The sequence below is a fragment of the Mesorhizobium sp. L103C131B0 genome, from assembly GCF_000502275.1.
GTDB lineage: Bacteria > Pseudomonadota > Alphaproteobacteria > Rhizobiales > Rhizobiaceae > Mesorhizobium.
On record NZ_AYXC01000005.1, the window covers coordinates 332,501 to 359,122 of the forward strand.

14 protein-coding genes, 1 tRNA gene, 2 rRNA genes and 1 pseudogene (1 of these 18 running past the window's edge) are annotated in these 26,622 nt (G+C 62.1%); 6 read left to right on the plus strand and 12 right to left on the minus strand.

Annotated features, from left to right (window positions below; genetic code table 11):
* From X730_RS152180 to X730_RS152170, 3 genes are all read left to right on the plus strand, one after another.
* Positions 1–2,651: ribosomal RNA gene (locus tag X730_RS152180) — 23S ribosomal RNA — on the plus strand; it begins 151 nt to the left of the window's first position.
* A 201-nt stretch (positions 2,652–2,852) separates the two neighbouring features.
* Positions 2,853–2,967, plus strand: a 5S ribosomal RNA gene (gene rrf, locus X730_RS152175).
* Between the two features lie 351 nt (positions 2,968–3,318).
* A tRNA-Met gene (locus tag X730_RS152170) sits at positions 3,319–3,395 on the plus strand.
* A gap of 43 nt (positions 3,396–3,438) precedes the next feature.
* Here X730_RS152170 and X730_RS01000000164430 read toward each other — a convergent pair.
* Positions 3,439–4,628: pseudogene (locus X730_RS01000000164430) on the minus strand (IS481 family transposase).
* A 389-nt stretch (positions 4,629–5,017) separates the two neighbouring features.
* On the minus strand, positions 5,018–5,812 hold the full coding sequence (locus X730_RS152160; RefSeq protein ID WP_023826294.1) for a SapC family protein: 795 nt from the start codon (positions 5,810–5,812) through the stop codon (positions 5,018–5,020).
* 238 nt (positions 5,813–6,050) lie between these two features.
* Between X730_RS152160 and X730_RS152155 the strand changes: the two genes are divergently transcribed.
* Both X730_RS152155 and X730_RS152150 read left to right on the plus strand, forming a co-directional pair.
* Positions 6,051–6,320 (plus strand): hypothetical protein, encoded by a 270-nt coding sequence (locus X730_RS152155; RefSeq protein WP_023672960.1) that lies wholly within the window; start codon positions 6,051–6,053, stop codon positions 6,318–6,320.
* Between the two features lie 72 nt (positions 6,321–6,392).
* Positions 6,393–6,971: a 2OG-Fe(II) oxygenase gene (locus X730_RS152150; RefSeq protein ID WP_023672959.1), complete on the plus strand. Its 579-nt coding sequence runs from the start codon at positions 6,393–6,395 to the stop codon at positions 6,969–6,971.
* Between the two features lie 15 nt (positions 6,972–6,986).
* On the opposite strand, the gene X730_RS1000000167510 is transcribed toward X730_RS152150, so the two are convergent.
* The 5 genes from X730_RS1000000167510 to X730_RS152130 all read right to left on the minus strand — a co-directional run bounded on the left by X730_RS1000000167510 (position 6,987) and on the right by X730_RS152130 (position 21,627).
* Positions 6,987–7,274 (minus strand): GNAT family N-acetyltransferase, encoded by a 288-nt coding sequence (locus X730_RS1000000167510; RefSeq protein WP_245260355.1) that lies wholly within the window; start codon positions 7,272–7,274, stop codon positions 6,987–6,989.
* A 324-nt stretch (positions 7,275–7,598) separates the two neighbouring features.
* Positions 7,599–8,126, minus strand: coding sequence for a tail fiber protein (locus X730_RS152145; RefSeq protein ID WP_023672957.1), 528 nt, complete (start codon positions 8,124–8,126; stop codon positions 7,599–7,601).
* Between the two features lie 9 nt (positions 8,127–8,135).
* Positions 8,136–8,657: a tail fiber protein gene (locus X730_RS152140; RefSeq protein WP_023672956.1), complete on the minus strand. Its 522-nt coding sequence runs from the start codon at positions 8,655–8,657 to the stop codon at positions 8,136–8,138.
* A gap of 12 nt (positions 8,658–8,669) precedes the next feature.
* A complete protein-coding gene (locus tag X730_RS152135) occupies positions 8,670–9,176 on the minus strand; it encodes a tail fiber protein (protein ID WP_023672955.1) in 507 nt (168 codons plus the stop codon).
* A 118-nt stretch (positions 9,177–9,294) separates the two neighbouring features.
* Entirely contained in the window at positions 9,295–21,627 is a 12,333-nt protein-coding gene (locus X730_RS152130) for a hypothetical protein (RefSeq protein WP_155922445.1), read from the minus strand.
* A gap of 261 nt (positions 21,628–21,888) precedes the next feature.
* Here X730_RS152130 and X730_RS152125 point away from each other — a divergent pair, with 261 nt between their 5' ends.
* Entirely contained in the window at positions 21,889–22,437 is a 549-nt protein-coding gene (locus X730_RS152125) for an invasion associated locus B family protein (RefSeq protein WP_023728599.1), read from the plus strand.
* A gap of 54 nt (positions 22,438–22,491) precedes the next feature.
* Here the strand turns inward: X730_RS152125 and X730_RS152120 are convergent, their stop codons facing one another.
* From X730_RS152120 to X730_RS152100, 5 genes are all read right to left on the minus strand, one after another.
* Positions 22,492–24,000: an aldehyde dehydrogenase family protein gene (locus X730_RS152120; RefSeq protein WP_023733647.1), complete on the minus strand. Its 1,509-nt coding sequence runs from the start codon at positions 23,998–24,000 to the stop codon at positions 22,492–22,494.
* A gap of 20 nt (positions 24,001–24,020) precedes the next feature.
* Positions 24,021–24,365, minus strand: coding sequence for a cupin domain-containing protein (locus tag X730_RS152115; RefSeq protein WP_023672951.1), 345 nt, complete (start codon positions 24,363–24,365; stop codon positions 24,021–24,023).
* A 23-nt stretch (positions 24,366–24,388) separates the two neighbouring features.
* On the minus strand, positions 24,389–24,730 hold the full coding sequence (locus X730_RS152110; RefSeq protein ID WP_023672950.1) for a cupin domain-containing protein: 342 nt from the start codon (positions 24,728–24,730) through the stop codon (positions 24,389–24,391).
* 21 nt (positions 24,731–24,751) lie between these two features.
* Positions 24,752–25,102, minus strand: coding sequence for a cupin domain-containing protein (locus X730_RS152105; protein WP_023826296.1), 351 nt, complete (start codon positions 25,100–25,102; stop codon positions 24,752–24,754).
* Positions 25,103–25,340: 238 nt separating this feature from the next.
* Positions 25,341–26,615, minus strand: coding sequence for a glycosyltransferase (locus X730_RS152100; RefSeq protein WP_023826297.1), 1,275 nt, complete (start codon positions 26,613–26,615; stop codon positions 25,341–25,343).
* Positions 26,616–26,622 lie beyond the last annotated feature (7 nt).

A 26,622-nucleotide genomic window follows, 5' to 3' on the forward strand; every position in this document is an offset into this window, starting at 1 on the left:
AGAGTAGCAGAGCGATCTGCTACTGTGGTTTCCAAGTATCGATAATAGGTAACTTATCCTGAATACATAGGGATAAAGTGGCGAACGCGGGGAACTGAAACATCTAAGTACCCGTAGGAAAGGACATCAACCGAGACTCCGGAAGTAGTGGCGAGCGAACCCGGACCAGGCCAGTGGCGATTGAGAGACAAGCGGAACCTTCTGGAAAGTAGGGCCATAGTGGGTGACAGCCCCGTACGCGTAATGCAATCAATCGTCCTCGAGTAAGGCGGGACACGTGAAATCCTGTCTGAAATTGGGAGGACCACCTTCCAAGCCTAAGTACTCGTGCATGACCGATAGCGAACTAGTACCGTGAGGGAAAGGTGAAAAGCACCCCGACAAGGGGAGTGAAAGAGTACCTGAAACCGATTGCCTACAAACAGTGGGAGCCCGCAAGGGTCACCACGTACCTTTTGTATAATGGGTCAGCGACTTAGTGTGACGAGCAAGCTTAAACCGCTAGGTGTAGGCGCAGCGAAAGCGAGTCTGAACAGGGCGTTCAGTTCGTCGCATTAGACCCGAAACCGAGTGATCTAGCCATGAGCAGGTTGAAGGTAAGGTAACACTTACTGGAGGACCGAACCCATAACTGTTGCAATAGTTCGGGATGACTTGTGGCTAGGGGTGAAAGGCCAATCAAACTCGGAAATAGCTGGTTCTCCGCGAAATCTATTTAGGTAGAGCGTCGACCGAATACCCCAGGGGGTAGAGCACTGGATGGGCTAGGGGTCCTCACCGGATTACCAAACCTAACCAAACTCCGAATACCTGGGAGTACTAGTCGGCAGACACACGGCGGGTGCTAACGTCCGTCGTGAAAAGGGAAACAACCCTGACCTACAGCTAAGGTCCCCAAGTTATGGCTAAGTGGGAAAGGATGTGAGGATCCCAAAACAACCAGGATGTTGGCTTAGAAGCAGCCATCATTTAAAGAAAGCGTAACAGCTCACTGGTCTAAATAAGGGTCTTTGCGCCGAAAATGTAACGGGGCTAAAGCCATACACCGAAGCTTAGGGTTTGGTCCGCAAGGGCCAAGCGGTAGCGGAGCGTTCTGTAAGCTGACGAAGCCGTACCCGTGAGGGGTGGTGGAGGTATCAGAAGTGCGAATGCTGACATGAGTAACGTAAGGGGAGTGAGAGACTCCCCCGCCGAAAGACCAAGGGTTCCTGCTTAAAGCTAATCTGAGCAGGGTTAGCCGGCCCCTAAGACGAGGCGGAAACGCGTAGTCGATGGGAACCACGTTAATATTCGTGGGCTTGGAGGTAGTGACGGATCGCACAAGTTGTCCAATCTTATCGGATTGAACGGGCAGCGGAGCGGTTCCAGGAAATAGCTCCTCCTTATAAACCGTACCCGAAACCGACACTGGTGGTCAGGTAGAGTATACCAAGGCGCTTGAGAGAACTATGCTGAAGGAACTCGGCAAATTGCACGCGTAACTTCGGAAGAAGCGTGACCCTTTTCTACGCAAGTAGAGGAGGGTGGCACAGACCAGGGGGTAGCGACTGTTTATCAAAAACACAGGGCTCTGCGAAGTCGCAAGACGACGTATAGGGTCTGACGCCTGCCCGGTGCTGGAAGGTTAAGAGGAGGGGTGCAAGCTCTGAATCGAAGCCCCAGTAAACGGCGGCCGTAACTATAACGGTCCTAAGGTAGCGAAATTCCTTGTCGGGTAAGTTCCGACCTGCACGAATGGCGTAACGACTTCCCCGCTGTCTCCAGCATAGACTCAGTGAAATTGAATTCCCCGTGAAGATGCGGGGTTCCTGCGGTTAGACGGAAAGACCCCGTGCACCTTTACTATAGCTTTACATTGGCATTCGTAGTGGCATGTGTAGGATAGGTGGTAGGCTTTGAAACCTGGGCGCCAGCTCAGGTGGAGCCACCCTTGAAATACCACCCTTATTACTATGGATGTCTAACCGCGGCCCGTTATCCGGGTCCGGGACAATGTATGGTGGGTAGTTTGACTGGGGCGGTCGCCTCCTAAAGAGTAACGGAGGCGCGCGATGGTGGGCTCAGAACGGTCGGAAATCGTTCGCTGAGTGCAATGGCATAAGCCTGCCTGACTGCGAGACTGACAAGTCGAGCAGAGACGAAAGTCGGTCATAGTGATCCGGTGGTCCCGCGTGGAAGGGCCATCGCTCAACGGATAAAAGGTACGCCGGGGATAACAGGCTGATGACCCCCAAGAGTCCATATCGACGGGGTTGTTTGGCACCTCGATGTCGACTCATCGCATCCTGGGGCTGGAGCAGGTCCCAAGGGTATGGCTGTTCGCCATTTAAAGCGGTACGTGAGTTGGGTTCAGAACGTCGTGAGACAGTTCGGTCCCTATCTGCCGTGGGTGTAGGAATATTGAAAGGATCTGTCCCTAGTACGAGAGGACCGGGATGGACGGATCTCTGGTGGACCTGTTGTGGCGCCAGCCGCATAGCAGGGTAGCTATATCCGGACGGGATAACCGCTGAAGGCATCTAAGCGGGAAACCCACCTTAAAACGAGTATTCCCTGAGAACCGTGGAAGACGACCACGTTGATAGGCCGGGTGTGGAAGAGCGGCAACGCTTGAAGCTTACCGGTACTAATAGTTCGATCGGCTTGATCGTTCTCATTCCTTATGCTCATCGTGAAACACGATGATCTGACCAGCGCTCACGCATGAGCGGCCCTTACAGGGCCTATGCTCCGCGAGGGCGCCGGAAAACCGGCGACGCGCAGTCGCGCTTGCGGGCTTTGTCCGTTAGCTAGACACAAACGTCGCCTTGGCACGAAAAAACAGCTTCTCGATATAACGTGCGTTTTGCCGACCTGGTGGTTATGGCGGAGCGGCTGCACCCGATCCCATTCCGAACTCGGCCGTGAAACGCTCCAGCGCTGATGGTACTTCGTCTCAAGACGCGGGAGAGTAGGTCGCTGCCAGGTCTGCAAAACGCACGTTGAACTCTCATCCGCAAACCGGATGAAACTGAAATCTTCTCTCTACGAAAAGGCCCGCCAAGGGATCACGGGCCGCGCAAGCGGCCCTTTCATTTGGTCAGCCATATACCTATCTGTAAGCCATCCTGTTCATAGGCCCAGGCTTACGTCCAGATAAGCAAGCAAACGCTTGCTTCAGATCCGGAGCAAGCAAGAGCTTGCCCTGGAGAGTCCGGAGCAAGCAAGAGCTTGCCCTGGAGAGTCCGGAGCAAGCANGAGCTTGCCCTGGAGAGTCCGGAGCAAGCAAGAGCTTGCCCTGGAGAGTCCGGAGCAAGCAAGAGCTTGCCCTGGAGGTGACGCGGGGTGGAGCAGCCCGGTAGCTCGTCAGGCTCATAACCTGAAGGTCACAGGTTCAAATCCTGTCCCCGCAACCAACAAAAAAATGTACGGCCCGGAGACATGGGTAACATTCTGTACCTAAGACATGGGTGACAACCTCGTGCCGAACGGGTTGTCGATGGTTTGCAAGGTCCTTTGTTCCAGGTCGATATATCCGAGATCATAGTGCATGAAGCTGATGAGCCAAATGCCGTCGTCGACTTCGGTGATTCCGAGCCTTTGGCCGGCGAGCACGGTGGAGATGTTGATCTTCTTCCTGTGCATGCAGATGCGGCCGCAGGCGGTGACGAGAATGTCCTTGTTATGGAAGGGGTAGTCCAGCTCGGGGAGGCCTTGATAGGCTCTTGAAGAAGCTCTGTAGAGCTCGGCTGGCACTTTCATTTGGATCGCCTCGTGGGGCCTCTCGTCGTTGAATTCGCTCATGAAAGCATCGAACCGGGCCTGCTGCTGGAGGGCGTTCATGCCCGGCGGCCGCGTGGTCTCCTGCTTCAGGGTGCGGTGCATGCGCTCATGGCGGCCGTTCTGCTGCGGGTGACCGGGCTTGATGCGCTCGACGGCGATGCCGAGCCTGAGCCAGAAGACCGACAGCTTCGAGAGGTTGTAAAGGCCGTTGGGGCTGGCGAAGGGCAGGCCATTGTCGCTTCTGATCGCTTCCGGCAGGCCGCGTTCCTTGAAGAGCCGGACGAAAGCCTCGAGGACCGGAACCTCCTTTGTCGATTCAAGGGCTTCGCAGGCCAGCAGGTAGCGCGAGGCCTGGTCGGTGACCGTCAGGGGGTAACAGTATTGGCGGTTGCCGAGCTTGAACTCGCCCTTGAAGTCGGCGCACCACAGATCGTTGGGCACAACCGCCTGGGACAGTTGCGTGCCCACGACCTGTTCGCTCGGTTCCTCTTGCGGGCCTGGCTCACAAGGCCGTGGCGATCGAGCACGGCATGAACGGTGCTCCTGGCCGGGATGCGGACGTCGCCGGCCAGCCTGCGCACCAGCAGCTCGCGTATCTTCCTGGCACCCCAGTGCGGCTTCTCCCGCTTGCTCTCCACGATCAGCCGCTCGATCTGGTCGGGAAGCTGGTTGGCGTAACGCACCGGCCGCCGCGAGCGGTCGGTGAGCGCATCCAGCCCGTCCTCCTTGTAGCGGTTGAAGATCTTGTAGCCGGTCTTGCGCGAGATGCCGAACTCGCGGCACACATCGCTCATGCCTTCCCCGTCGAGAAGACGAGCCACAAAACGAAGACGTTCCTCCATCACCGAACACTCTTTCCACGGCATCAACACCTCCGGCCAAAAGCCAAAAGTGTTACCCATGTGTCCGGTACAAATCGTCACCTATGTCTCGGGCCGCTCAAAAGCCCGCTTCACGCGGGCTTTTTGCGTTCGGACCGTGATCGATGGCGACGACCGGCTATTCAACGATCGAGGAGGGCAGCAAGGCTGGCGTGCTCGACTTTATTGAGAGGTCCGCGAACCGGGGGGTGATGCCGCCTCGGCGCATTTCGGCGAGAGCTACACGTCGAGCATTGGGAGTTCGCCAGCCCGTCATGGCAAGCGATCTGCACGACAACAGCATGATTCGAGCCGCGGAGAGATCGTCGTGCGAAGGCGCGAACCGTTGATTTAAACAACCCGCGCCTTGCCGAAGCTTTTCGTCGCGGGCCGCGTCAGCCAGCTCGCCGCAATGACGCCTGGAAGGCCAGCGAGGTCCAGCTGTTGCTCGAGGCGAGATGGCAATAGAGCAGCGCAAGCGCGCCGGATTTCCTGAGATCAAGAAACGCCTCGTCGCTCAATTTGTTGAAGGCCGGCTCGTCGATCACCTGAAAGTCGGTGAGGTTGAGGGTCTCGCCGCCCTCCAGCGTCACCTTGCTCTGCCGCGGCGCGAACAGGCCGTGCGCGTCGATCTTGTCGATCATGGCGCGAGTCGCATTGAAGTCGGTCTGGAACTGGCTGCAGAAGGCGAGCGCCTGCCTCGAGGCCTCGGCCGGCTCGTTGCCGTCGAAGAAGGGCGCGGTCTCGTCGCCGCCCTTGGACGAAGGCGTCTGCTCGACGACGCGTTCGCTGGCGCGGTCGATGCACAACGTCAGGCGGCCGGTCGTTTTCGATTCATCGGCCAGGATGAAGGGGTACCGGCGGACATAGGCGGGAATGTAATGCGGCTCCGCCCATTTGCCGTCGGCGCCGACGAACAGGTTCTGGTCCTGGCGCAGACCGGTGATGATGACAGGCGCCTTGGCGTCGCCAATGAAAACGATCGGATAGGAGCGCATCGCCGCCGGCATTTCCGATGCGACGACGGGGATGGCGTGCGCGGTGCGGGCAAAGGAGAAATCGGCCCGCGCCGTAAGGCCGAGTGAGCCGTGCCGCAGCGGATTGAGCGCCTCGGGTTTTTTGTAGAACAGCGGCAGCGTGTTGGTCGCGGTGCTTCCGGCCGGGGCCGTGTCTGTTTTCGCGTCAGTCATCCCTAGTGTTCTCCTCTTATACCATTCCGGTTTAGGCCAGTGGCTGCCGGTGCGCAACGCGTTGACGGCTGCTTCACCCTACGTGGCCAAGATAAATCTATCTGTTTGTTTGATCGTGCTCTTTTGTACTTCTGGAGATCGAGCTCTATAGACAGCACGCCATGAAGCGGCGAGATTGGCTGACGGGATAGACATCTCAAGAGAGCCGTCTGAAAGACAGACGAACCAGGGCAGGCGCATGGCATCGCTTTCGGATTTCGAGCAGGGGCAGAGCTTTTCCGTCGAAGCCGGCGGTCAGACGCTCACGATGGAACTGAGCGCGGTGCAGCCCATTGCCAACAGCCCGCGCGACGGCGGTGGCTTCACGCTGCTGTTCAGGGGGCCGCGCGACGCGGCGCTGCCGCAGGCTATCTATCGGTTCAACGGCAAAAGCGGCGCCCATGAGATCTTCATCGTGCCGATCGCTGCCGATGAGGCAGGGCGGCTTTACGAGGCGGTATTCAACTGATTTTTTTCGACCGGATCGGCCACGGGGACGCTCCGGCCATCAGGGCGATTTGGCAGCGCGGCGGCTCGACATATGATCGACTATATCGAGATTGCGGACGTATTTGACGGAGCGGCGTGTAGCGCACTGTGCGCGGAAATTCGGGCGGCCTTGGGCCGTCCGGCCGGCCTGCTGGGGCGTGCCGACCAGAAGATGGCATGGCCGGAGATCCGAAAGACCGTGCGCGCCGATGTTTCGCAGGCCACTGAAGAGCGAGTGAGTGCCCTGTTGGCGCAGCAGAAGGCGGCTCTGGAGCGGCATTTCGGGCTGCTGCTCGGCCAGGTCGAGAAACCTCAGTTCCTTCACTATCGGCAAGGCGATTTCTTTGTGCCGCACCAGGATGGCAACACGCCGCTCATTCACGACGAGTCGCGGTTCCGAAAGATCTCGGTGGTGATCTTTCTCAACCGTCAATCGGACAACCCTTCGCCAGAAAGCTATGCAGGCGGCTCGCTGGTCCTGCATGGGCCTTACAGCGGCCCGGACCTGCGCATTGCCATGCCGGCATTGCCGGGCTCTCTCGTCGCCTTTCGCTCGGAAACGACGCATGAAGTCACCCCGGTCACGTGCAACGAACGTTTCACCATCGTCTCCTGGTATCGCGGCACGTGACGACCGGCACGGCCCTTACGGCGAACGGATCATCAGGTCGTAGACGCCCTTGTCCTCGGCAACGGTGAAGCCGAGGCGCTTGTAGAGCCGCCGCGCTGGATTGTTCTTCTCGACATGGATCGAGACCGACTTGCCGACGGCGGCGGCCTCATCGATGAGATCGGCGAGCAACGCACCGCCAGACCCCTTGCCGCGATGCGCCGGCAGGAAGGCGATATCTATGATGCAATGCTCGCTCGCCGAGCGCTCGATATACAGGCGACCGATATCTTGCCTTNCAGGAAGGCGATATCTATGATGCAATGCTCGCTCGCCGAGCGCTCGATATACAGGCGACCGATATCTTGCCTTGCCTGCTCGATCACCAGCCAGTCGGCGTTGGGATAGTATTTCTGGTAATGCGCGTGCTGCGCTTGAAACTGCATGTCGAGGAACGCCGTTTTCTGCGCGTCGCTCCACGGCGTGACGGCAAGTTCTTCGGCGCGGGTCGAGGCGTAGAGCGCCGACAGGAACGGCAGATCGGTGTCCGCCATCGGGCGGAACGTCAGATCAATCCGCGCCGCGCGCACCCAGCAAAATATAACAGGCCCGTTGTCCACAATCGGAAGCTGGATCATGGAGTGGCGCTTACGGACGCGCCGGATAAACGCCTTGCATAGCAATGATGAACGTCATCGCCAGATAGGGAGGCAGGTTGTTGTGAGGCAACGTACTGCCCGTCATGCTCAGTGCCTGGGGGTCCATCTGGACCAGATTTTGCGAAGTGTTGTTCTGATACAGCGTTCCGCCCCCCGATTTCCCCAGAACAACCGCATCGGTAAGAGTTCCCTGGGCGCCACTCTCGGTGGATATCGCGACAAAATGATTATGTTGCGGCATTTCCGTTTGCAGAAGGGTGATGGACGTTTCGCCACCCGTCTCGCCGAGAAACCGCTCCGACAAGCCATTGCCCTGTCCTTGCCCCATGGGCGCGGAGCCAGCCATATTCGGCAACGCGAAGGTCGACTTGCCGTCGCCGCCGTAAACTGTGCCCAGCAGCGAAAACAGCGCCGTATTCTGCGAGATTGGCAGGAGCTGGCCATCGCAGGTCGCCCACCCCGTCGGGGCGAAATCTCCGGCAAAAATTCGAATTTCGGCGACGAACGGATTGGTCATGGCAAGTCTCTAGCTTTGCTGGGGGAAGATGCCAAATAGCGAGATGATGAAACTGACGGCGAGGAACGGCACCATATTGTCGTGAGGCTGGCTGCCGCCGGCCGGCGAAATGGCTCCGGCGGCCATGTTGCCATCAGGTGCGATACCCACATAGGGCGTCAGCAGGCTCGATGTCGCCAGGACACCGCCGGACGGACCCGGATTCTTGGCGATATTCGACGAACCGGTCCAGGTATGGGAATGGTTCGGCATTTGTTGGGTTGAAACAGTGACGGATTCGACCCCGCCCAGTTCTCCGATGATATAGGTCTGGCTGACCAGCGGGCCCTTGCCAGCATGGACGGGGATGCGGGATGCGAGGTTGGGCAGGGCGAATGTTTCCTCCCCGTCGCCGCCATAGGTCGTACCGATCAGATTGAACAAGGTTTCGTTCTCGGAGATCGGCATCAACTGGCCTTGGCAGAACGCCCAGCCATTCGGAGGGAAATTGCCACCGAACATCCTGATCTCGCCGACAAAAGGTTGGCTCATCGAAGCGTCCTCTTAATTTCGCGACGGGAATATGCCTTGCAGGGCAATGATGAAATTCAAGACGAGATAGGGCGATCTGTTCTCATGCGGCTGGCCGCCACCGACGAAAGTGATGTTTTCCTTCGCCATAGCCACCGCGCTGCCAGGCGGCTGATAGATCGGGCTGGCGTTCGCCCCCAACAGCGCGCCGGATGGATTGTTGACGTTGCCGGCAGTGTTCGATGCGTTGACGAAATGGTTGTGTGTCGGCATTTCGCCGAGCGTGAGCGTGTGAAACTCTTCGCCGCCCTGGCCGCCGACAATTGCACCAATAGGGCCGCCCGTATGAACCGGCGCACGTCCCCTCATATCCGGAAGGGCAAAATTTGTCTGGCCGTTGCCGCCGTACCTGGTGCCAAGAAGTGAGAACAATGGCTGGTTCTGGTTAAGCGGCAACAACTGGCCGTTACAAAATGCCCAGCCGCGCGGTGCATAGTTCCAGGAAATGATCTTGACTTCACCTAAATAAGGCTCACTCATCCCCGTTCCCTCCGTTGGCCGCTTACTGTCTGGATTCTTGTATTATGCCTAAGTAAGACAACAAGTCGATATCAAATTCATAAAATATATTTCCTAGGACGAAATCCAAGGTTGCTGACTACGGTGTCGCGGCAGGCAGCAGTGGCAGCGGCTGGTTGAAGAACGTCCGGGTGTCCGTCAGTGCCGTTGCCCCGCCATTGACGGTTTCGATACCGGCCTCGCTCGCCTGCGGTACGTTGATCGTGCCGTCGGCGCCGCCGAGGCCGTCCGCGAGGAAGCGGATGGCATTGGCGTTGTTGACGTTGGTGATGGTGTTGGCATGAACGTCGGCATTGATGATAGCGCCGGCAAATGTGGCGGTGACCGTGATGCCGCGGCTGTCGGCATTGTCGCGAATGGTGTTGTTGGTGACCGCCGCGTGCACGGTGCCCGGCTGCACGAGCTGCGTGATCGAGACGCTGTCGCCACCGCTTATGCCGTTGACGCCGATGCTCTGGATAATGTTGTTGTCGATCAGCACCTTGGCGACGCCGAGGCTTTCATGCCCAACCCTGATGCCGTTGCCGGTTCGCGATCCCGAGGTTGCTACGCCTTGCGTACCGATGACGTTGTTGGCGATTGTGCCGTCAAGCGTCCGTGCGAGGTCGCCGCTGCTGAACACGTTGATGGCCGTCGAGTCGCTGTTGGTGACGGTGTTGTTCCGGACGGTGAAATTCAGATTGCCGCCCGTGCCGGCGCCGGAATTGCTGCTCTGGGTGAGGTTGATGCCGTTGTTCAGATTGTTGAATAGATTTCCCGTGGTCTCGCCGATGTGAGCGTTGACGGTGCCGTCATTGGCAATGACGAACAGACCGGTTCCAGGGATGACTCCCGGTCCGGGATAGGCGTTGTTGCCGGTGAAGGTTGCGCCGTCGACGGTCAGCGTCATCGTCGGCGCGCCGGCGACACCGGCGCCGTCCGCCTCGAAGATGAAGTCGCTGCCGGCATTGTTCGAGGCGCCGTTGTTCGAGAACGTGCCGCCGCTCACCACCAGGTTCGCCAACGTGCCGCCGGAATTGATGACCTGCACGTTATGGGTGAATGAGTTGGAGACCGTGAGGTTGGTGAACGTGGTGACGTGCGAGGCGTTGCCGGTAAGTTCGTTGAACAGGATTCCGGACTCGGTGTTGGCATCGGCATTGCTGTTCAGGGTCAGACCGTTGAGCACCACGCCGTTGACCCGCAGGCCCTTTATGCCGTTGCCCGCATTGTCGCTGATAATCATGTTGCTCAGGCTGACATCCTGAGTGTCGGTCAGGCTGACGCCATCGCCGGTCGAGTTCTGGATCGTGCCGCCGCTGCCCCCCGTCGCGCCGGTGCCGGTCACCACCAGATTGCCGCTGGTGCCGGTGTTGTTGAGCACGATGCCGTTGGCTGCACCATTGGACGCAATGCTCCTGAACGTCACGTCGCCGGCGCCGATCGTCGTGTTGGCGACATTAAGGGCCGTGCCCGTGCCGGACACGATGGTGTTGCCGGTGCCCTGCACCGTCATCGTGCCGCCGGTGGTGGCTGCCGGACCGGGGCCGGTGGCGCTGAAACCGGCGCCGCTGGTCGTGGCGATGACCAGCCCGCCATTGGTGAAGTTGATCGTCGCGCCGGCATTGTCGCTCAGGCTGACGCCAGCCGCCGTGGTCGAGGTGATCGATTTCGACGCGCCGGAGAAGGTGATGATGCCGGCGACATTGTCGTCCAGCAGGATGCCGATCTGGCCCGCCGCATTATGCGTGATGTTGCCCGACAGGGTGATGTTGCCGGCGGTCAGGGCGCGATCCTGGATGTTGACCGCCTGGCCGGTGCTGCCGCTGGTGATCGCGCCGGCATAGGTGAACGCCGCCGTGCCGCCGCTGTTGGCGGTGCCTAGGCCATCGCCGATACGGATCACGGCGCTTGTTCCGCCCACCAGCGCGCCGGTGCCGAGGTCGATCGCTCCCGAACCGGTGACGGAATCGAGGATGACGGCGCTGGTGCCGCCGGCGCCTTTGTTTGTGGAAGCGAAGGTCACGCCGCCCGCCGCGATAGCAACGCTGTCAAGGTTGACCGCGACGCCGCTGCCGGTCGAAATCGTGTTGCCCGAGCCGATAACGGTCACGGTGCCAGTACCGTTGCTCGTGGCGTTGAAGCCGGTGCCGGAGGTGGTGGTGATGGCTAGGCCGCCGCCGGTGAAGTTGACCGCGGTGTTGGTGTTCGCCGTCAGGTCGACGGCATTGTTGGCTCCGGTGGTCAGTATCTTGCTGGCGCCGGAGAAGTTGATCGTGCCGCCGGTGTTGGCGTTGACGAGGATCCCGTTGGCCACGCCGCCGGTGGCGCTGAGAGTGCCCGACAATGTCGTGGTGCCGGCGGTGCGGGTGGAGATGCTGACGACGTTTCCGGCCGTGGTCTTGGTGACCGAGCCGGCATAGCTGACATTGGCCGAGCCGCCGGTGACCAGGAAGGCCGCGCCGGTCGCGCCGCCGAGCGCACCGGAGCCGAGGCTGACAGTGCCGGCGCCGGTGACATTGGTCAGCGACACGTTGTTGGTGCCGCCGGTCGAATTGGTCGAGGTGAAATTGATGCCGGTGGTGGCGATGCCGTTGAGGTTGACCGCCTGCGCGGAAGTGGAGCTCACCGTGCCGGTCGTCACATTGACCGTGCCGCCATTGATGGCGCTGAATCCGGTGGTGCCGTTTGTGACGATGTCGAGGTTTGCGAAGCTGACGGTCGAGGCCGTGGCGCCGTTGTTGATTGCGACTGCGGTGCCGGTCATCGGCGTCGTGGTGCCGAGATCGACCGTACCGGTGAAGCTCACCGTATTGGCCGCCGTCGCGCCGGAAATGCTGATGCCGCTCGCAGCGCCGTTGGCGATCACCGAGCCGGCGAAGGTGAAGCTGCCGCCAGCGCGGGTCGAGATCGTGGCCGCCGCGCCCGACGTGCTGATGATGGAGCTGGCGCCGTCGAAGCTGATCACCGCGTTGCCGCCGGTCACCGAAAGGCCGCTGCCGCCCGATATATCGACATTGGTACCGGCAATCGTGCCGCCAGCGCCCGACGCGCCGCCGAAGGCGATGCCGGTGCCGGTCGCTGCGGTGGTGATGTTGACGTTGGTCAGCGTCGTCGTGCCGGCGGTGTTGTCGAGTTTGAAAGCAATGCCGGTGGCGCCGGTGCTGGTGACGTTGGTGATGGTGCTGTTGGACGCGTTCAGCCACACATCGCTGGCGTTGCCGGAGAAAGCAACGTTGTTGATCTTCGTGCTGTTCGACGGCGTGATCTCGATACCCTGCGTGGCAAAATTGCGGATAGTCATGTTGCTGATGACGGTATTCGCAGCACCCGCGCCATTGTCCTTGACGCCACGCGCGGCACCCGCCGGGCTGCCATCGAGGATGAAGCCGTCGATGATGTTGCCGCTGGCGCCGAGCGTAATGACATTGTTGCCGGCGCTCGTCGTCAGCGTCGCGGCGCCATTGGGCGTCTGGTCGATGATCGAGATGCTGTTGCTGGCCAGCTGGATGGGGGAGGGCACCGTCAGCGCCAGGTTGATGTTGCCGTTGCCGAAGCCGCGCACCTGCTCGCCGATGGCGAGCGCCAGCGTATCGTTGCCATTGCTGCCTGCCGCGGTGATGACGCCGCCATCGTTGACGAGGACGAGAATGTCCGTCGACACTGCTGCCGCTTCGGCGGTGGTCAGCGTCGCGAGATTGTTCTGGTCGCGGCCGCTGCCGTCGCCGGTCGCGGAAGCGCCGACGAAATAGACCTTGCCGACACCGAAGCCCAAGCCCGGGGTCGACTGGAAGTTCACGTCCTGGAAGTTGTAGGTGCCGGCAACCGGCGCACTGGAGGCGTCGATGCCTACATTGGCGCCGATGGTCGAGAGCTGGTCGGTCGCCGATTCGCCGTCGCCATAGGTGAAAGCGAGGTTGGTGGCGCTGTTGAGGAACACGCCGGTGTTAACCCCGGCTATGCTCGAACTGGCGCCGCCGACCACGGCATCACCGAGGCGCACCGTCTGGCCGCCGATGGCGCCGCGCAGGTCGACGGCGATCGAGGTGCCGGCGGCGGCGGCATTGGTGACATCGAAGTCATTGGCCGTCACCGCCGCATTGATGGTGGCACCGTTGAGGTCGAAGGCCACGCCCGTGGTGCTGTTCAGGCCGATGTCGAGATCGTTGAAGGACAGCGCCGCGCCAAGCGTGCCGGAAACATCGACACCACGCGTGGTCATGCCTTGCAGGTTGACCGTGCCGAGAATGATGGCCCCGCCGCCCGACGAGGCGATATTGGTCAGCGAGATGCCGGTTGCGGCGGCAGTGGCCGAAACACTGTCGAAATTCATGCCCGCAGCGCCAATCGTAACGCCATTGAGGTTCAACGCGGTGCCGCCGGCCGTCGTGGTGATGCTGTTGTCGCTGAGGAGCGCGCCGACGCTGACCGTGCCACCGCCGCTGGCGTTGAAGCCCGTGCCGGAGGTGGTGGTAATCACCAGGCCACCCGTATCGAAGTTGATCGTCGCGCCGGTGTTGGTCGTCAAGTCGACCGCCGTATTGGCGCCAGTGGTCAGCGTCTTCGTGCCACCGCTGAGAGTGATGGTCCCGCCGGAGTTGCCGTGGACATAGATACCATTGTCGAAACCGCCGGTGGCGCTGAGCGCGCCGGACAGTGTGACCGAACCGCCGGTGACGCCGGAGATGTCGACGATCTTGCCGGCGGTGGTCTTGGTGACGGAGCCGCCATAGCTGACGGTCGCAGCGCCGCCATTGACCAGGAATGCGACGCCCGAAGCGCCGCTCAATGCGCCGGATCCGAGGCTGACTGTTCCGGTGACATTGGCCAGGCCAACATTGTTGGTGCCGCCGCCCGACGAGGTCGAGTCGAGCGCAATGCTGGCGGCGACGTTGATGAGGTTGATCGCCTGGCCGCTGGTCGAATTTACCGTCTGGGCTGCAGCGGAAGCGGTGATGCCCATAACGCCACCGGTCCCGACAATGCCGGTGCCGCTGGTGGTATCGATGGTCAGGCCGTTGAGGAAGTTCACCGTGCCGGCGCTTTGCGAGAAGCCGACGCCGCTGCTCGTGTCGATGTTGGCGAGGCCGGCGATGTTGAGGTTGCCGCTGACCCAGTTGATGCCGCCGCCGGTCGTCGCGACGTTGTTCACCGTCACCGTGTTGAAGGTGAACGTGCCGGTGTTGGCGCCGGTGACGTCGATGCCGAAGCTGCCGGTGCCGGTGATGCTGGTTGCGCCGGAGACATTCACCGCCCCGGTGACGCCGTTGAGGATGATGCCGCTGGTGGCGCCGCTCGAGGTGATGCTGTCGAAATTGACGCCGCCGGCGCCGAGTGTGCCTTGCAGCGACAGCGCGGTCTGGCCCGTGGCGTTGATCGTCGTCGAACCGGCATTGGCGACGGTGAGGCCATTCAGTCCCGAAAGGCTGAGGCCGGTGGCCAACGATGTCGTGATGTCGAGGCCGCCATTGAAGTTGACCGCAGCTGCCGCGCTGCCGCCCGAAATCGAAACGCCGTTGCCGCCGGTGATCGTCACCTGGTCGGTGAAGGTCACCGCGCCGCCGGTGCGGTTGGCGATATTGATGCCGCCACCGGTCAGCGTTCCCGGAGTGGCGCTGTTGGGCAGGATGCCGCGCGACACCGAAATGGTGCCGGTGCCGCCGTTGACGTCGAGCAGCGTGCCGGCAACGTTGATGTTGTTGTTGATGATCGACAGATTGCCGTTGAGGCCGGCGACCTGGATGGCCGTCTGACCAGCGGCGACGTTGCTGATCGTCACGCCTTCGATGGTGATGCCGCTGGCATTGCTGAAGCCGACCGCGCTCTGATCGATGAGGAAGGCGGCACCGGTCGCGCTGCTGAAGTCGAAAGCGGTGTGGCGCACGGCGTTGTCGCCGAGCAATTGCATCAGGTTGGCCGTCCCGCTGACCACGGCCTCATCGCCGGTGATGTTGCCGCCGGTGGCGCCGAGATTGCCCTGGACGTTGGCCGGCTGGATCGTGCCGGTCGAAACCACATTGCTGTTGCCGAAGCCGGTGATCGTCTGGCCGGAATCGAGCGTGAAGGCGGTGGCGCCGAGATTGATCGTGCCGACGAAGGCGAAGTTCTGCGTGCCGGTCAGCGCATCGGCGGCGGCGAGCGAAATGGTGTTGACGCCCATGCTGAGATTGCCGGTCGTGCCGGCGGCGATGAAGCCGCCCGACTGCGAGACCAGCGTGATCGAACCGGGCGCGGTGGCGAGGTTGGCGCTGCCGGTGAAGAACACGTCGTCGAAATCGTAGTTGCCGAGCGTCGGATCGAGACCGACCGTGTTGACGGTGAAGCCGCCGGCGGCGGCGATGATGAAGGATTCCAGCCCGTCGGTCGAATCGCCGTCGCCGAAGGTGAAGTTGGCATTGGCGGAGGTCGCCGTGGTCTGGCCGGACGACAATTCGACGCCGATGCCGACATTGTCGATCTTCGAGCCCTGCAGGAAGGTGATGACCTTGTTGCCGGTGGTCGACGACAGGTCGATGCCGCGCGAGGTCAGGTCGCCCAGGCCGGTGATCGTCGTCAGGCCGAAATCGGCCGTCATCGAGGAGCCGCTGAAGTCGATGCCGGTCTGGTTGGCGCCGACATCGTCGATGGTGGTCGTGCCGAAGCTGACATCGTTGTTGGTGCCGGCGAAGTTGATGCCGGCAGTGCCGCTCGTGGTGCCCAGCGTGACCTGGGTCGTGCCGAAGGTCACCGGGCCGGCATTGCCGACAATGTTGATGCCGACGCCGCCGGCGCCCGTCACGGTCACCGCCCCGAAGGTTGCCGATGCGGTGCTCGCGACACCGGAGACGGACAGGCCGGTGCCCAAGGCATTGGTGATCGATAGCGGGGTGGTAACATTCAACGTTGCGGTGCCGATCAGGCCACCGACCACCGCGCCGCCGCCACCGCTCGCCGACAGGGTCGGGCCGGTGAAGCTGAATGCACCGCCTGCCGGGGGCAATGTCGAGCCGATGGCGAACAGATTTCCGGTGCCGGTCGACGTGACGCTGCCGCTGAACTGGGCCGAGCCGCCGATGGTGCCGTCGATCTTGACCGCCGTGCCTGGTGCTGTTGCCGAGCTGGAGATGTTGGCCGAGACCGTGATCGCGGCGCTGCCGCCAAAAACCACGACGCCGTTGCCGGTGCCGGAACCGGAGATGGTGCCGCCGATGTTGATCGTGCCGGTGTTGTTGGTCAGGCTGACGTCGTCGCCCGAAACCAGCGTCGTCACCAGATTGTTGACATTGACCGTCGCGGCGCTGCCTTGCACCACGAAGCCGGGGCCACCGCCAACAACCGTGTCGATCGTCGTCGTGCCATTGAAGGTAACGGCGTTGGCCACGTTGGTGAGGCGGATGGCATCGCCATTGACGCGATTGATGTCGACAGCGCCGAAGGTGACGCTGCCGCCGCTGGTGTTTTCGATGAGGATGCCGGTCTGCACGGCGCCGCCTGAGCCGTCGACGGTGACGCTGTCGAAAATGACGCCGCCTGCGCCGATGGTCAAACCGCCGGCGCCACCGAGATGGATGCCGTTTTCGACAGGGCCGAGCCCAGATGCGGTCGTGTTGGTGCCGGTGACGGTGAGCGTGCCGCCATTGATGGCGCTGAAGGCAAGGCCGCCATCGGTGGTGAGGTCGAGCCCGCCGGTGAAATTGATCGTGCCGCCGGCATTGCCGGTCAGGTCGATGGCGTTGGCCGTGCCGGTGCTGGCGGTGATTTGGCCGGCGAAGGTGGCCGAGCCGCCGGTCATGCCGCTGATCATGACCGCGCTCGCGGCACTCGTCTGATTGATGGTGCCGTTGTAGGTGAGGTTAGGCGTTGCTCCAAGAATGCTGAGCGCCGTGCCCGTCGTGCCGGCGATCGAACTCGCATTGTCGAAGGTCAGCGTGCCCGTGGAACCGCCCGTGACGCTGACGCCGATACCGGCGCCGGTGATGTCCAAATTGTTGAAGGTGCCGGTGCCGCCGAAGTTGCTGGCCAGCAGGCCGGTGCCGCTGACGCCGCCCATCGTCGTGTTGCTGATGTTGATCGCACCCGTTGCGCCGGTCAGGTCGATGCCGGTTACGGCGCTGCCGATCGTCACCCCGGTGATGGTGGCCGCGTTTACATTCGATCCGTTGATCGCCGAGCCCGAACCCGCATTGCTGACGCTGAGGTCGGCGACGCGGTTGCCGTTGGCGAGATCGATGGTGCTGCCGGCCGAGTTGTTGAGAGTGGCGGCGCCATTGCCGAACGGATCGACCTGGGTGCCCGAAGTAACCACCTCGGCGCCGGTGACGTTGGCCGGCGGCCCGCCGAGAGCGACGGTGTTGCCGTTGGCGAAGGAGACGATCTGCTGGCCGTCGGCAAGCGTGAAGCCGTCGGCATCGGTGTTGATGGTTCCAGCGCCGCTGTTGACAAGGACGAAGATGGTGTTGGCGTCGGTTGTCAGACCGTCGGCGGCGTCGGCGTTGATAAGGTCGCCAACGCTCGCGCCGGAGCCGGTCCCGGTGTTTGCTGCGCCGACGAAGATGACGTTGGCGGTGTTGAACAGCTGCGGGCCGACCAGATGGGTGGCGTTGAAGGCATAGGTGCCGTCGCCCGCCAGCAGGCCGCGCATGTCGAGCGAGGCGGTCGTGCCGGTGATCGTGCCGCCGCTGACGGCGCCGAAGGAGAAGGTCGTGTTGGCGCTGGTGCCTGCCGCGCCATGCGTGCCCATCTGGACGCCGGTGCCCGCGGAGATGACGCCGGTGCCGATCGTCACCGAGCCGCCGGTGGTGCCGGAAAGGTCGATGCCGGTCGAACTGCCGACGCCGGTGATGTCGAGCGAGGTGGCAGTGAAGGTCGACTGGCTGCCCGACAGGTCCAGCCCGGTCTTGCCGGTCGGCAGGCCGGTGATGTCGATGTTGGCGAAGGCGATCGTGCCGTTGGCACCCTGGACGTCGATGCCGCTCTGGGTCGGCTGGCCGATGCTGGCGTCGCCGAACGTTATCGCGCCGGAATTGCCATTGAGGAGGATGCCGTTCCGGCCGGCCTGGTTGATCGTCACCGTGCCGAACGTGGTGGCGCCGGAACTGTTGCTGATCGAGATGCCGTCGCGCGATGGCTGGGTGATGGTGACCGCGCCGCCGAAATCAACCGTGGCGGAGCTGCTTGTGATGAAAATGCCGTCGAAAAGGGTGTTGGAGGTCGTCGTCGTGCCCGTAACGGAGAAATTTCCGCCGACGTTGAACAGGCCGATTCCAGTCTGTCCGCCGGCTTGGCTCACCGTGTCCAGCGTGACATCGAGCCCGATAGGGTTGATAAGCCCGAAAGTCCCGACAGAGACAGCCATGAGGCCGTTGCCCGAAACCGTGCCGCCAGTTATGGTCAGGCTTCCGCCGCCCGTCGACGTGACATCGACGCCTACGCCGCCATTGTCCTTGGCATCGAGCGTCTCGAATCCGTAGGTTCCGCCGCCGATGACGAACAGGCCGTAGCCGGCATTGTTCGAGAGTATCGTCGTGCCGGTGAAATTGTAGCTTCCGTTGCCATTGTCGACCAGCAGGCCGTGGCCGGTGTTGTCGCTTGAGTTCAGATTGTTGCCGGTGACGCTGTTGCTGCTATCGAACAGCACGCCATTCAGGCTGGCGCCTGAAACATTCAGCCCCGACATCGTGATATTGCTGACGCCGCTGCCATGCACGCCATTGCCGTTCGCCACACCGGCGATGTTGAAGTCCAGCAGCGACGTGTTGTTGGCCAGCGTCACGGCGTCACCGGTGCCGGTATCGGTCAGCGTGGCTGCGCCGCCAGGATCCGAGACGACCTGGTCATGCTGGACGTTGTCACCGGTGACGTTGACGGGAATGCCGCCGAGCGAGAAAGTACGCCCGTTGCCGAACGAAGCCAGTGTCTGTCCGGCACTCAGCGAGAAGCCGCCAGAGGCGTCGATGGGCGTCCCGTCATTGACCAGCACGAAGATCGCGGTGCCGTTGGTGATAAGGTCAGCCTGGTTAATCGCAAGCAGACTAGACGTGGAAGAGCCGTCACCCAATGATCCGATGCCGCCGACGAAAATCACATTCTGCTGGTCGAACAGCTGCGGGCCGCTGAAGGTCGTCGAGCCGAAAGCATAGAGCCCGAGCGTCTGGTTGAGCCCCCGCGCGTCGAGGGAGGCGGTGATGCCGGCAATCGAGCCGTCGCCGAAACTGAATTGGGCATTGGCCGAATTGGCCGGCGAGCCGGAAATGCCGAAGCGCACGCCGGTGTCGACATTGGCGATCGCGCCGCCATCGGTGATGACGATCGTTGCCCCGCCCGCGCTCGGGGAAGACAGATCGATGCCGATCGAGCCGGCGGCGCCTGTGCCAGTGATGTTGAGCGACTGCGCGGTGAAATTCGTCTGGCTGCCGGAGAAATCGAGGCCGACGCCGGAGCCGAGGCCAGCAATGACGATGTTGCCGGCAATTATCGATGTGTTGACGCCCGCAAACACCATGCCGTCGGTGCCGGGATCGGTGATGTTGATGTCGCCGAAGCGGATCGCGGCCGGCGAATCCGTAATCGCGATGGCCGGTCCGGTCGTGTTCGAGATCGTCGTCGCGCCGTTGACGGTGAAGCTGCCCGAAAGATTCTCGAGCACGACGCCCGATGCGCCGCCGGTCTGGGTGATCGAATCCAGCACGATATGGGCGGTGATCGGATCGATGAAGACACCGACGCCGTCGTCGCCGAGTGCCTTGTTGCCCGACACCTGGCCACCGGTGATGGTGATCGAGCCGGCGACCCCGGTGCCCTTCACGGTAATGCCGGCATCGTTGTTGTCGAGCGAGTTGAGGGTGGCGAAAGTGTAGGTGCCGTGGCCGGTTATATCCAGGCCGTCGTCGCCATTGCCCTGCAGCAGCGTCGTGCCGGTGAAGTTATAGGTGCCGTCGCCTTCGATGTGCAGTCCGTCGAGGCCGTTGCCGGTCGCGGTGAAGTTCGAGCCATTGACGCCGGTCGATGTACCGGTGAAGTCGGCGCCGTGGCCGCCGGTGCCGGTGACCGTGACGTTGGTCAGCGTGGCGCCGGCGATGTTGTTGCCGAAGATGCCGTCCTTGCCGCCGGTGATGGTGATACCGCTCAGCGTGTTGCCATTGGCGAGCGTCAGGACGTTGTTGGCGGGGTTAGTGCCCTGGATGGTGCCGTTGGAGCCGCCGAAATTGTAGGTGCCGATGCTGCCGTCGGCGAGCCGCGCCTGGACACCGCCGCCACCGCCGATGACGGTCTGGCCGTTGGCGAGCGTCACACCGGCTGTCGTAATGTTGCCCTTGCCGCCGAGCGCGACGACGACGCCGTTCGCGCCGGCGCCGGCGACCGCATTGTCGAGCGTGGTCGGGTCGCCGATCGTGCCGAGGCCGAGCGCGTCGTTGTCACCATCGGCAAAGAAGAACTGGCCGAATGCCGTGTTGGTGGCGGCATTGATCGCCACCCGCGTCGACGTGCCGGTAACTTTGTCCTGGCTCTCGATGCGAACGCCGATGTCGCCACGCACGCGCTCGTTGACGCGTTTGCGCAGGCCGGGGCTGACCGGATAGACCGGCTCGGCGCCGTCATCGGCCGAAGACGAGCCCTTGTCGAAAGCGTTGAGCGGCACCGTCAGCCGGATGCTGCCGGCGAACTGGGTGTCATCGCGGTTGTCGTTGCGCACCTCGCCGGTGAAGGTCAGCGACGTGCCTTTGCCGATGACGTCGCCGATCGAATATTCCAGGCCGGCCTTGGCGCCGGTGATGCTGCCGTGGTCGCCGTCGGGATCGCCGAAATGGTAGGCGCCGACATCGAAACGCAGTGAATGGTTCTCGGGCAGGTTGAGCGGCACCTGAACGCCGACCTCGCCCTCGATGCCCCAGGCCGCGTAATCGCGGTGGGCGATGGCCGATATCTGCTCGATCAGCTGATGACCGACCAGCGACAGGCTCGACTCTTGCCCGGCCGTGCTGCGGTCGCCGCTGATCGGCAGATAGACGTTTACGTGCGCATCGTATTTTGAGGTGATGGCCTCGAGGCCGAGCGTCGAGGCGACGAACTGGTGACTGTCGTGGTTCTGGATGTTGAGATAGGCGTAGCCGCCGATCATCAGATCCGGATTCACGATGCGGCGAACGCCGAGGCCGACGTCCTGGCCGAAGCCGTCGTCGAAATCGTATTTCGAGCGCACATCGAGAAAGAGAACGGATTCGAGGTTCTGCTTCAGCGGCAGGAAACCCTCGATCGCCGTGTTGCCGCCATTGTTGTTGGCGCCGATGATGGCGCGGACCTGCGGCTGCCACAGTCCGGTGTCGCCGGCATGGGCGGCTATGCCGGTAAGGGCAAGTGCCAGAGTGGACAGCGCAGTCGTCTTCCAGAGATGCCTGGAAAAACCTGACCGGCGATACTTGCTATTCGCCCGGAAGCTTCTTCCGTGCGTCGCCATGTCATTGATCTGCCGAGTTTTCTCGGTCGTCTCCATCCCTTGCGAACCCCGACGAGTACACGATCCGTCGCTAATACTATCCGAATCCCAGTGTATAGCGAGCATGATTGTTTGCTTTACACGTACAAGATTTCAAAGTTGTTTATTGTGGTAATCCAGCAACAGTAATTTAGCCGGCGCTCATGTACCGTATTGGCTTCCCCGCCAGGCTCGGCTGTTGTATCAACGCGCTGGGCGAAACCCTGACACGACGAGGATCGGGTGGCTTCATTGCTGAGAACCGTTTGTGGGCGGGCCGCCTGGGTCGGCGCGCTATGGCTGGTCGTGTCGGCAGGGTCGGCGCTTGCCGAAGAGCCGAAGTCAACCAAATCTGCCGAGACAAAGCCTGCAGAAGGCAATCCATGGTCGCTAAACTGCGCTAGCGGATCGGCCGGCACCGAGCTTCAATGCCAGGTCTCCCAAAACCTTACCGAGGCCAAGACGGGGCAGCGCGTTCTTACCGTTACGGTTCGCCGCGACAACGGCAATGGCAACCTCGCGATGCTGCTGGCCTTGCCGCACGGGCTGTTCCTGCCTTCCGGCGCCTCGTACCAGATCGACCAGGGGCAGAAGACGACCATCGCCATCCAGACCAGTGACCAGAACGGCGCCTATGCGGCGACCCCTTTGTCGGCGGACCTCCTCAAGGCGATGAAATCGGGAACCAACCTGAACATCGGCATCGAGTCGGTGACGCGCAAGCCGGTGACCATTCCGGTCTCGCTTGCCGGATTCACTGCCGCGATCGACAAGCTTCAAGCGTTGAAATAGCCGGCCTATCTCGGCAGATGCGTAAGCATCAGCTTACGTATGGACTAGCCGGGCTCACACGTGCTTGCGGCCGCCTGTCTCGCGGAACCAGCTGTCGGGGTAGGGGTACCACCAGTCCTTGATCGCCGGTCTGTGGTCGATGATGACCATCTTGGAGCGTCGGAAGGCGTCGAGTCCCTGGCGTCCCAGCTCGCGGCCAAGGCCTGATGCCTTCCAGCCGCCGAAGGGCAGGGCGTCATTGTCGATCAGCGGGTTGTTGACCCAGACCATGCCGGCCTCGAGCCGCTCGGCCGCTTCATGCGCCTCGGCGAGGTCGGTGGTGAAGACCGAGGCGCCGAGCCCGAACGGGCTGTCATTGGCAAGCCGGATCGCTTCGTCGAAATCCTTTACGCGGCAGATCGCTGCGACCGGCCCGAAACACTCTTCGCGCACGATCGCCATATCGGGTGTAACCCCGGTCAGGATCGTTGGCTCGTAGAACCAGCCATTGTTGTGCGCCGGCGGAATGCGCCCGCCGGCAACGGCTATAGCGCCGTTGCTGATAGCATCATCGACCAGCCGCATCACTTTCGCCCGGGCGGCTTCGCTGACCAGCGGGCCGATCTCGGTCTTGTCCATGCCATTGCCGATGCGCAGCGCCCGCGTCTTCTCGGCGAACAGCTCGACGAAGCGATCGTGAACCGAGTCGACGACAAAGAAGCGTTCGGCCGAGGTGCAGACCTGGCCGGTCAGGTGGAAGGCGGCGGTGACGCTGCCGGCTGCCGCCACGTCGAGCGGCGCGTGCTCGCTGATGATCAGCGGATCGCTGCCGCCGGCTTCGATGACGCAAGGCTTCATGCGCTCGGCGCAGGCGACTGCCACGGCTTTGCCGGCGGCGACCGAGCCGGTGAAGGCGACAGCGTGGGTGCGCTCGGAGGCGATCAGCGCCTGCGCGGTGGCGGCCGTGCCAGGCAGGCAGGCGACCAGCCCTTCCGGCAGTGAACGGAACACCGTCATGTAGTCCAGCGTCGACAGCGTCGTCGCTTCGGCCGGCTTGATGACGCAGCCATTGCCGGCGGCAAGCGAGGCCGCAACGGTCCAGCACATCAGCAGGATCGGGAAGTTGTAAGGCATGATGTGCACGGAGACGCCATACGGCTCGTAGCGCGCATACTGGAACGACCCGGCCTGCGTCGTACCGGCGATCTTGCCGGCGTCGTCGCGCGCCATCTCGGCATAGTAGCGGAAGATCGGCGCGCAATTGGCGATCTCGCCGATTGCTTCGGGATAAGGCTTGCCCATCTCGCGCACCATCAGCTCTGCGCAGCGGGTGAAGTCTGCCGCCTCGATGGCGTTGGCGACCGCATGCAGATGCTTTGCCCGGCTCTTGGCATCGAGCTTCTTCCAGGCGGCTTGTGCCGTGGTTGCGGCACATAGCACCGCATCGACCTCACCGTCCGTTGCGGCGGAGATCGAGCCGACGGTCTCCAGCGTCGCCGGATCGATCACCGGTTTTGCCGTGCCGGTCATCGGCCGGTAGTCCGGATTGACGAAGAAAGCCGGCCGTTCAGCGGAGAATTGCATGGTCGTCCTTTCAGGTCCGCTCAGCGGATCATGTAGACCTTCTTGATGGTCTCATGGACGGTGCAGACGCCTTTCCAATTCTGAGGAAAGAACGCCGCCGTGTCCGGCTCGATCTGGATGACCTCGCCCGATTCGTGCACATAGGTGCAGCGGCCCTCGAGGAAGTGGCAGAACTCGTCGCGGGTGACATGGCAGTGCCATTTGCCGGGGGTGCAGACCCACAGGCCGCATTCCGAACGGCCCTCCGGCCCCTTGTAGAGCAGCTTGCCCGAGGTGTGGGACACGCCCTCGATCATGGTCGGGATGACGCCCCAGTCGACGAGGTCGGTGATGGCAAGCGGGGATTGCATGATGGGCGTGGTCATGGCGATTTCCTTTAAAAAAGTGCTCAGCGGCACATGAAGGCCTTGGTCAGTGTTTGCGTGATGGTGGAGGTGCCGGCCCAGCCGGCGGGGAAGAACACCAGCATGCCGGCCTCGACCGGGATCTCTTCGCCATTCTCGCGGACATAGGTCCCGCGGCCCGACAGGAAATGGCAGAACTCGTCGGCGGCAAAGGTAACCTTGCGGCTGCCTGGCGTGCACGACCACAGGCCGCATTCGCTTGAGCCGTCCGGGTTCTGCGAGAGGATCCTGCCCGAGGCGCGCGGCGAGCCGGCAAGCGTGTTGCTGCCCCCGCCCCAGTCCTCCAGTTTCACGGTCGAGGCCTTTGGCCAGTGCGGTGTCGGCATATTGGGAAGCTCCGTTGCTGTTCAAGCCAGCATGTAGACGTTGCGCATGGTCTCATGCACGGTGCATTCGCCTGTCCAGCCGGCAGGGAACATGACCACGGTCCCGGCTGCGACTTCTACCACCTCCCCGGCATCCGACCGGTACGTCGCGCGGCCGGCGACGAAATGGCACAATTCGTCGCGCGGAATCGAGAGCCGCCAGCGGCCGGGCGTGCACACCCAGATGCCGGATTCCGGCTGGTTGTCGGGCCCCTTGTGCACCAGCCTGCCGGTCGAGTGTGAAGCGCCATCTAACGCATCCGGCTGGGCACCCCAGTCGACGAGATCGGTGCGGGTGGAGGCCTGGTGGAGGTGCGGCGCGGAGGAGGTCATGGGCGCGCTCCACGGTCATGATGCTCAGCCGCGGTGCGTTGCCGCTCTACAAGGCCCCCCTCTGTCCTGCCGGACATCTCCCCCTCCAGGGGGGAGATCGGCAGCTTCGATGACGGCGCATTTCTTGTGAGCTCTGCGATTGGGGAAAGCATTGGTGACAGCCGATCTCCCCCCTTGAGGGGGAGATGGCCGGCAGGCCAGAGGGGGGTGCCAGGGCTCGGCATCTTAAACATCGCACTCACAGCAGCGCCTCCAGCAGCCCGGCTGCCTTCTCAGGCCCGTTCTGGGCCTGCATCTGCGCCGAGGTCTTCGCCAGCCTGATCTTCATCTTGGGGTCAGTCAGGCAGGCTTCGATCCTGCTGATCAGCTGGGCGTCGCTCCAGTCGTAACGCGGCATGCCGAAGCCGTGGCCGGTTTCCTGGACGCGGGTGGCGTTGTCGTGGCCGTCCCAGACATAGGGCATGATGATGGCCGGCTTGCCGAAATAGAGGCACTCTGTGAACGAGTTGTTGCCGCCGTGGTGGATTACGGCATCGACCTGCGGGATGACTGAAGGCTGCGGAAACCAGCTCTCGACGATGACGTTGTCCGGCACATCCGTGTACAGGTCCTTGTAGCCGCCGACATTGACCAGCGCGCGGTAACGGGTCTTTCCCAGTGTTGCGATTATGCGCTTCAACAAATCGACATCGCCGGCGCCGAGGCTGCCGAAGGAGACATAGAGCAGCGGCCCGTCATTGTTCTCGGCGAAGGTCGGCACGGCGTATGGCTTTTCCTGCCGCACGCAGCCTTCGAGATACTGGAATTTCGTCGTATCAAGCGGATGGCGGCGTTTGAACTTTGCCGCTTCGGGATAGAGCAGCAGATTGAGATAGGGCGAGGCCTCGAAGAACTGACCGACCGGGTATGGCGCTTCATTGTTTGCGGTGAGGAAGGCGTTGAAGTCGTCGTGGATGGGCTTGATCACCGCATTGAAATGATCGCGATAGCGCTGGTGGCCGACATGGTCGTTCTCGCCGCAACCGGAGAGATGCGGCGGGATGTCCTCATCCTCGATCTCGTTTTCCGAGCAGGAGATGACGCGCACCCAAGGCTTGCCGAACTGTTTGATGGCCGGAAACAGGATGACATTGTCGACGCAAATGACATCAGGCTTGATGGCGGCCAGGACTCGCGGCAAATCCTTCTGCGCCCATTTGGCGCTGTCGACAATCGCGGTCCAGCAATCCTTCACGTAATTGTCGACCTGATCGTAGGGCGATTTGCGGAAGTTCGGGATGTGGCCGTTGATGAAGTCTTCCCAGAATTTCGCCATCTGCTCGGGCGGCATCGGCTCCGACAGGTTCACCGGATGCGCTTCGAAGCCGTAACCCTTGTAGACATCGACAAAGCCGGGGTCGGACAGGAACACTGCCTTATGGCCGCGCGCCTCGACGGCTTGCGCGATGCCGACCGAATTGAGCGCCGGGCCGTAGGCCGCTTCGGGAAAAAACGCGATCGTCTTCTGCGCCATCAAGCTC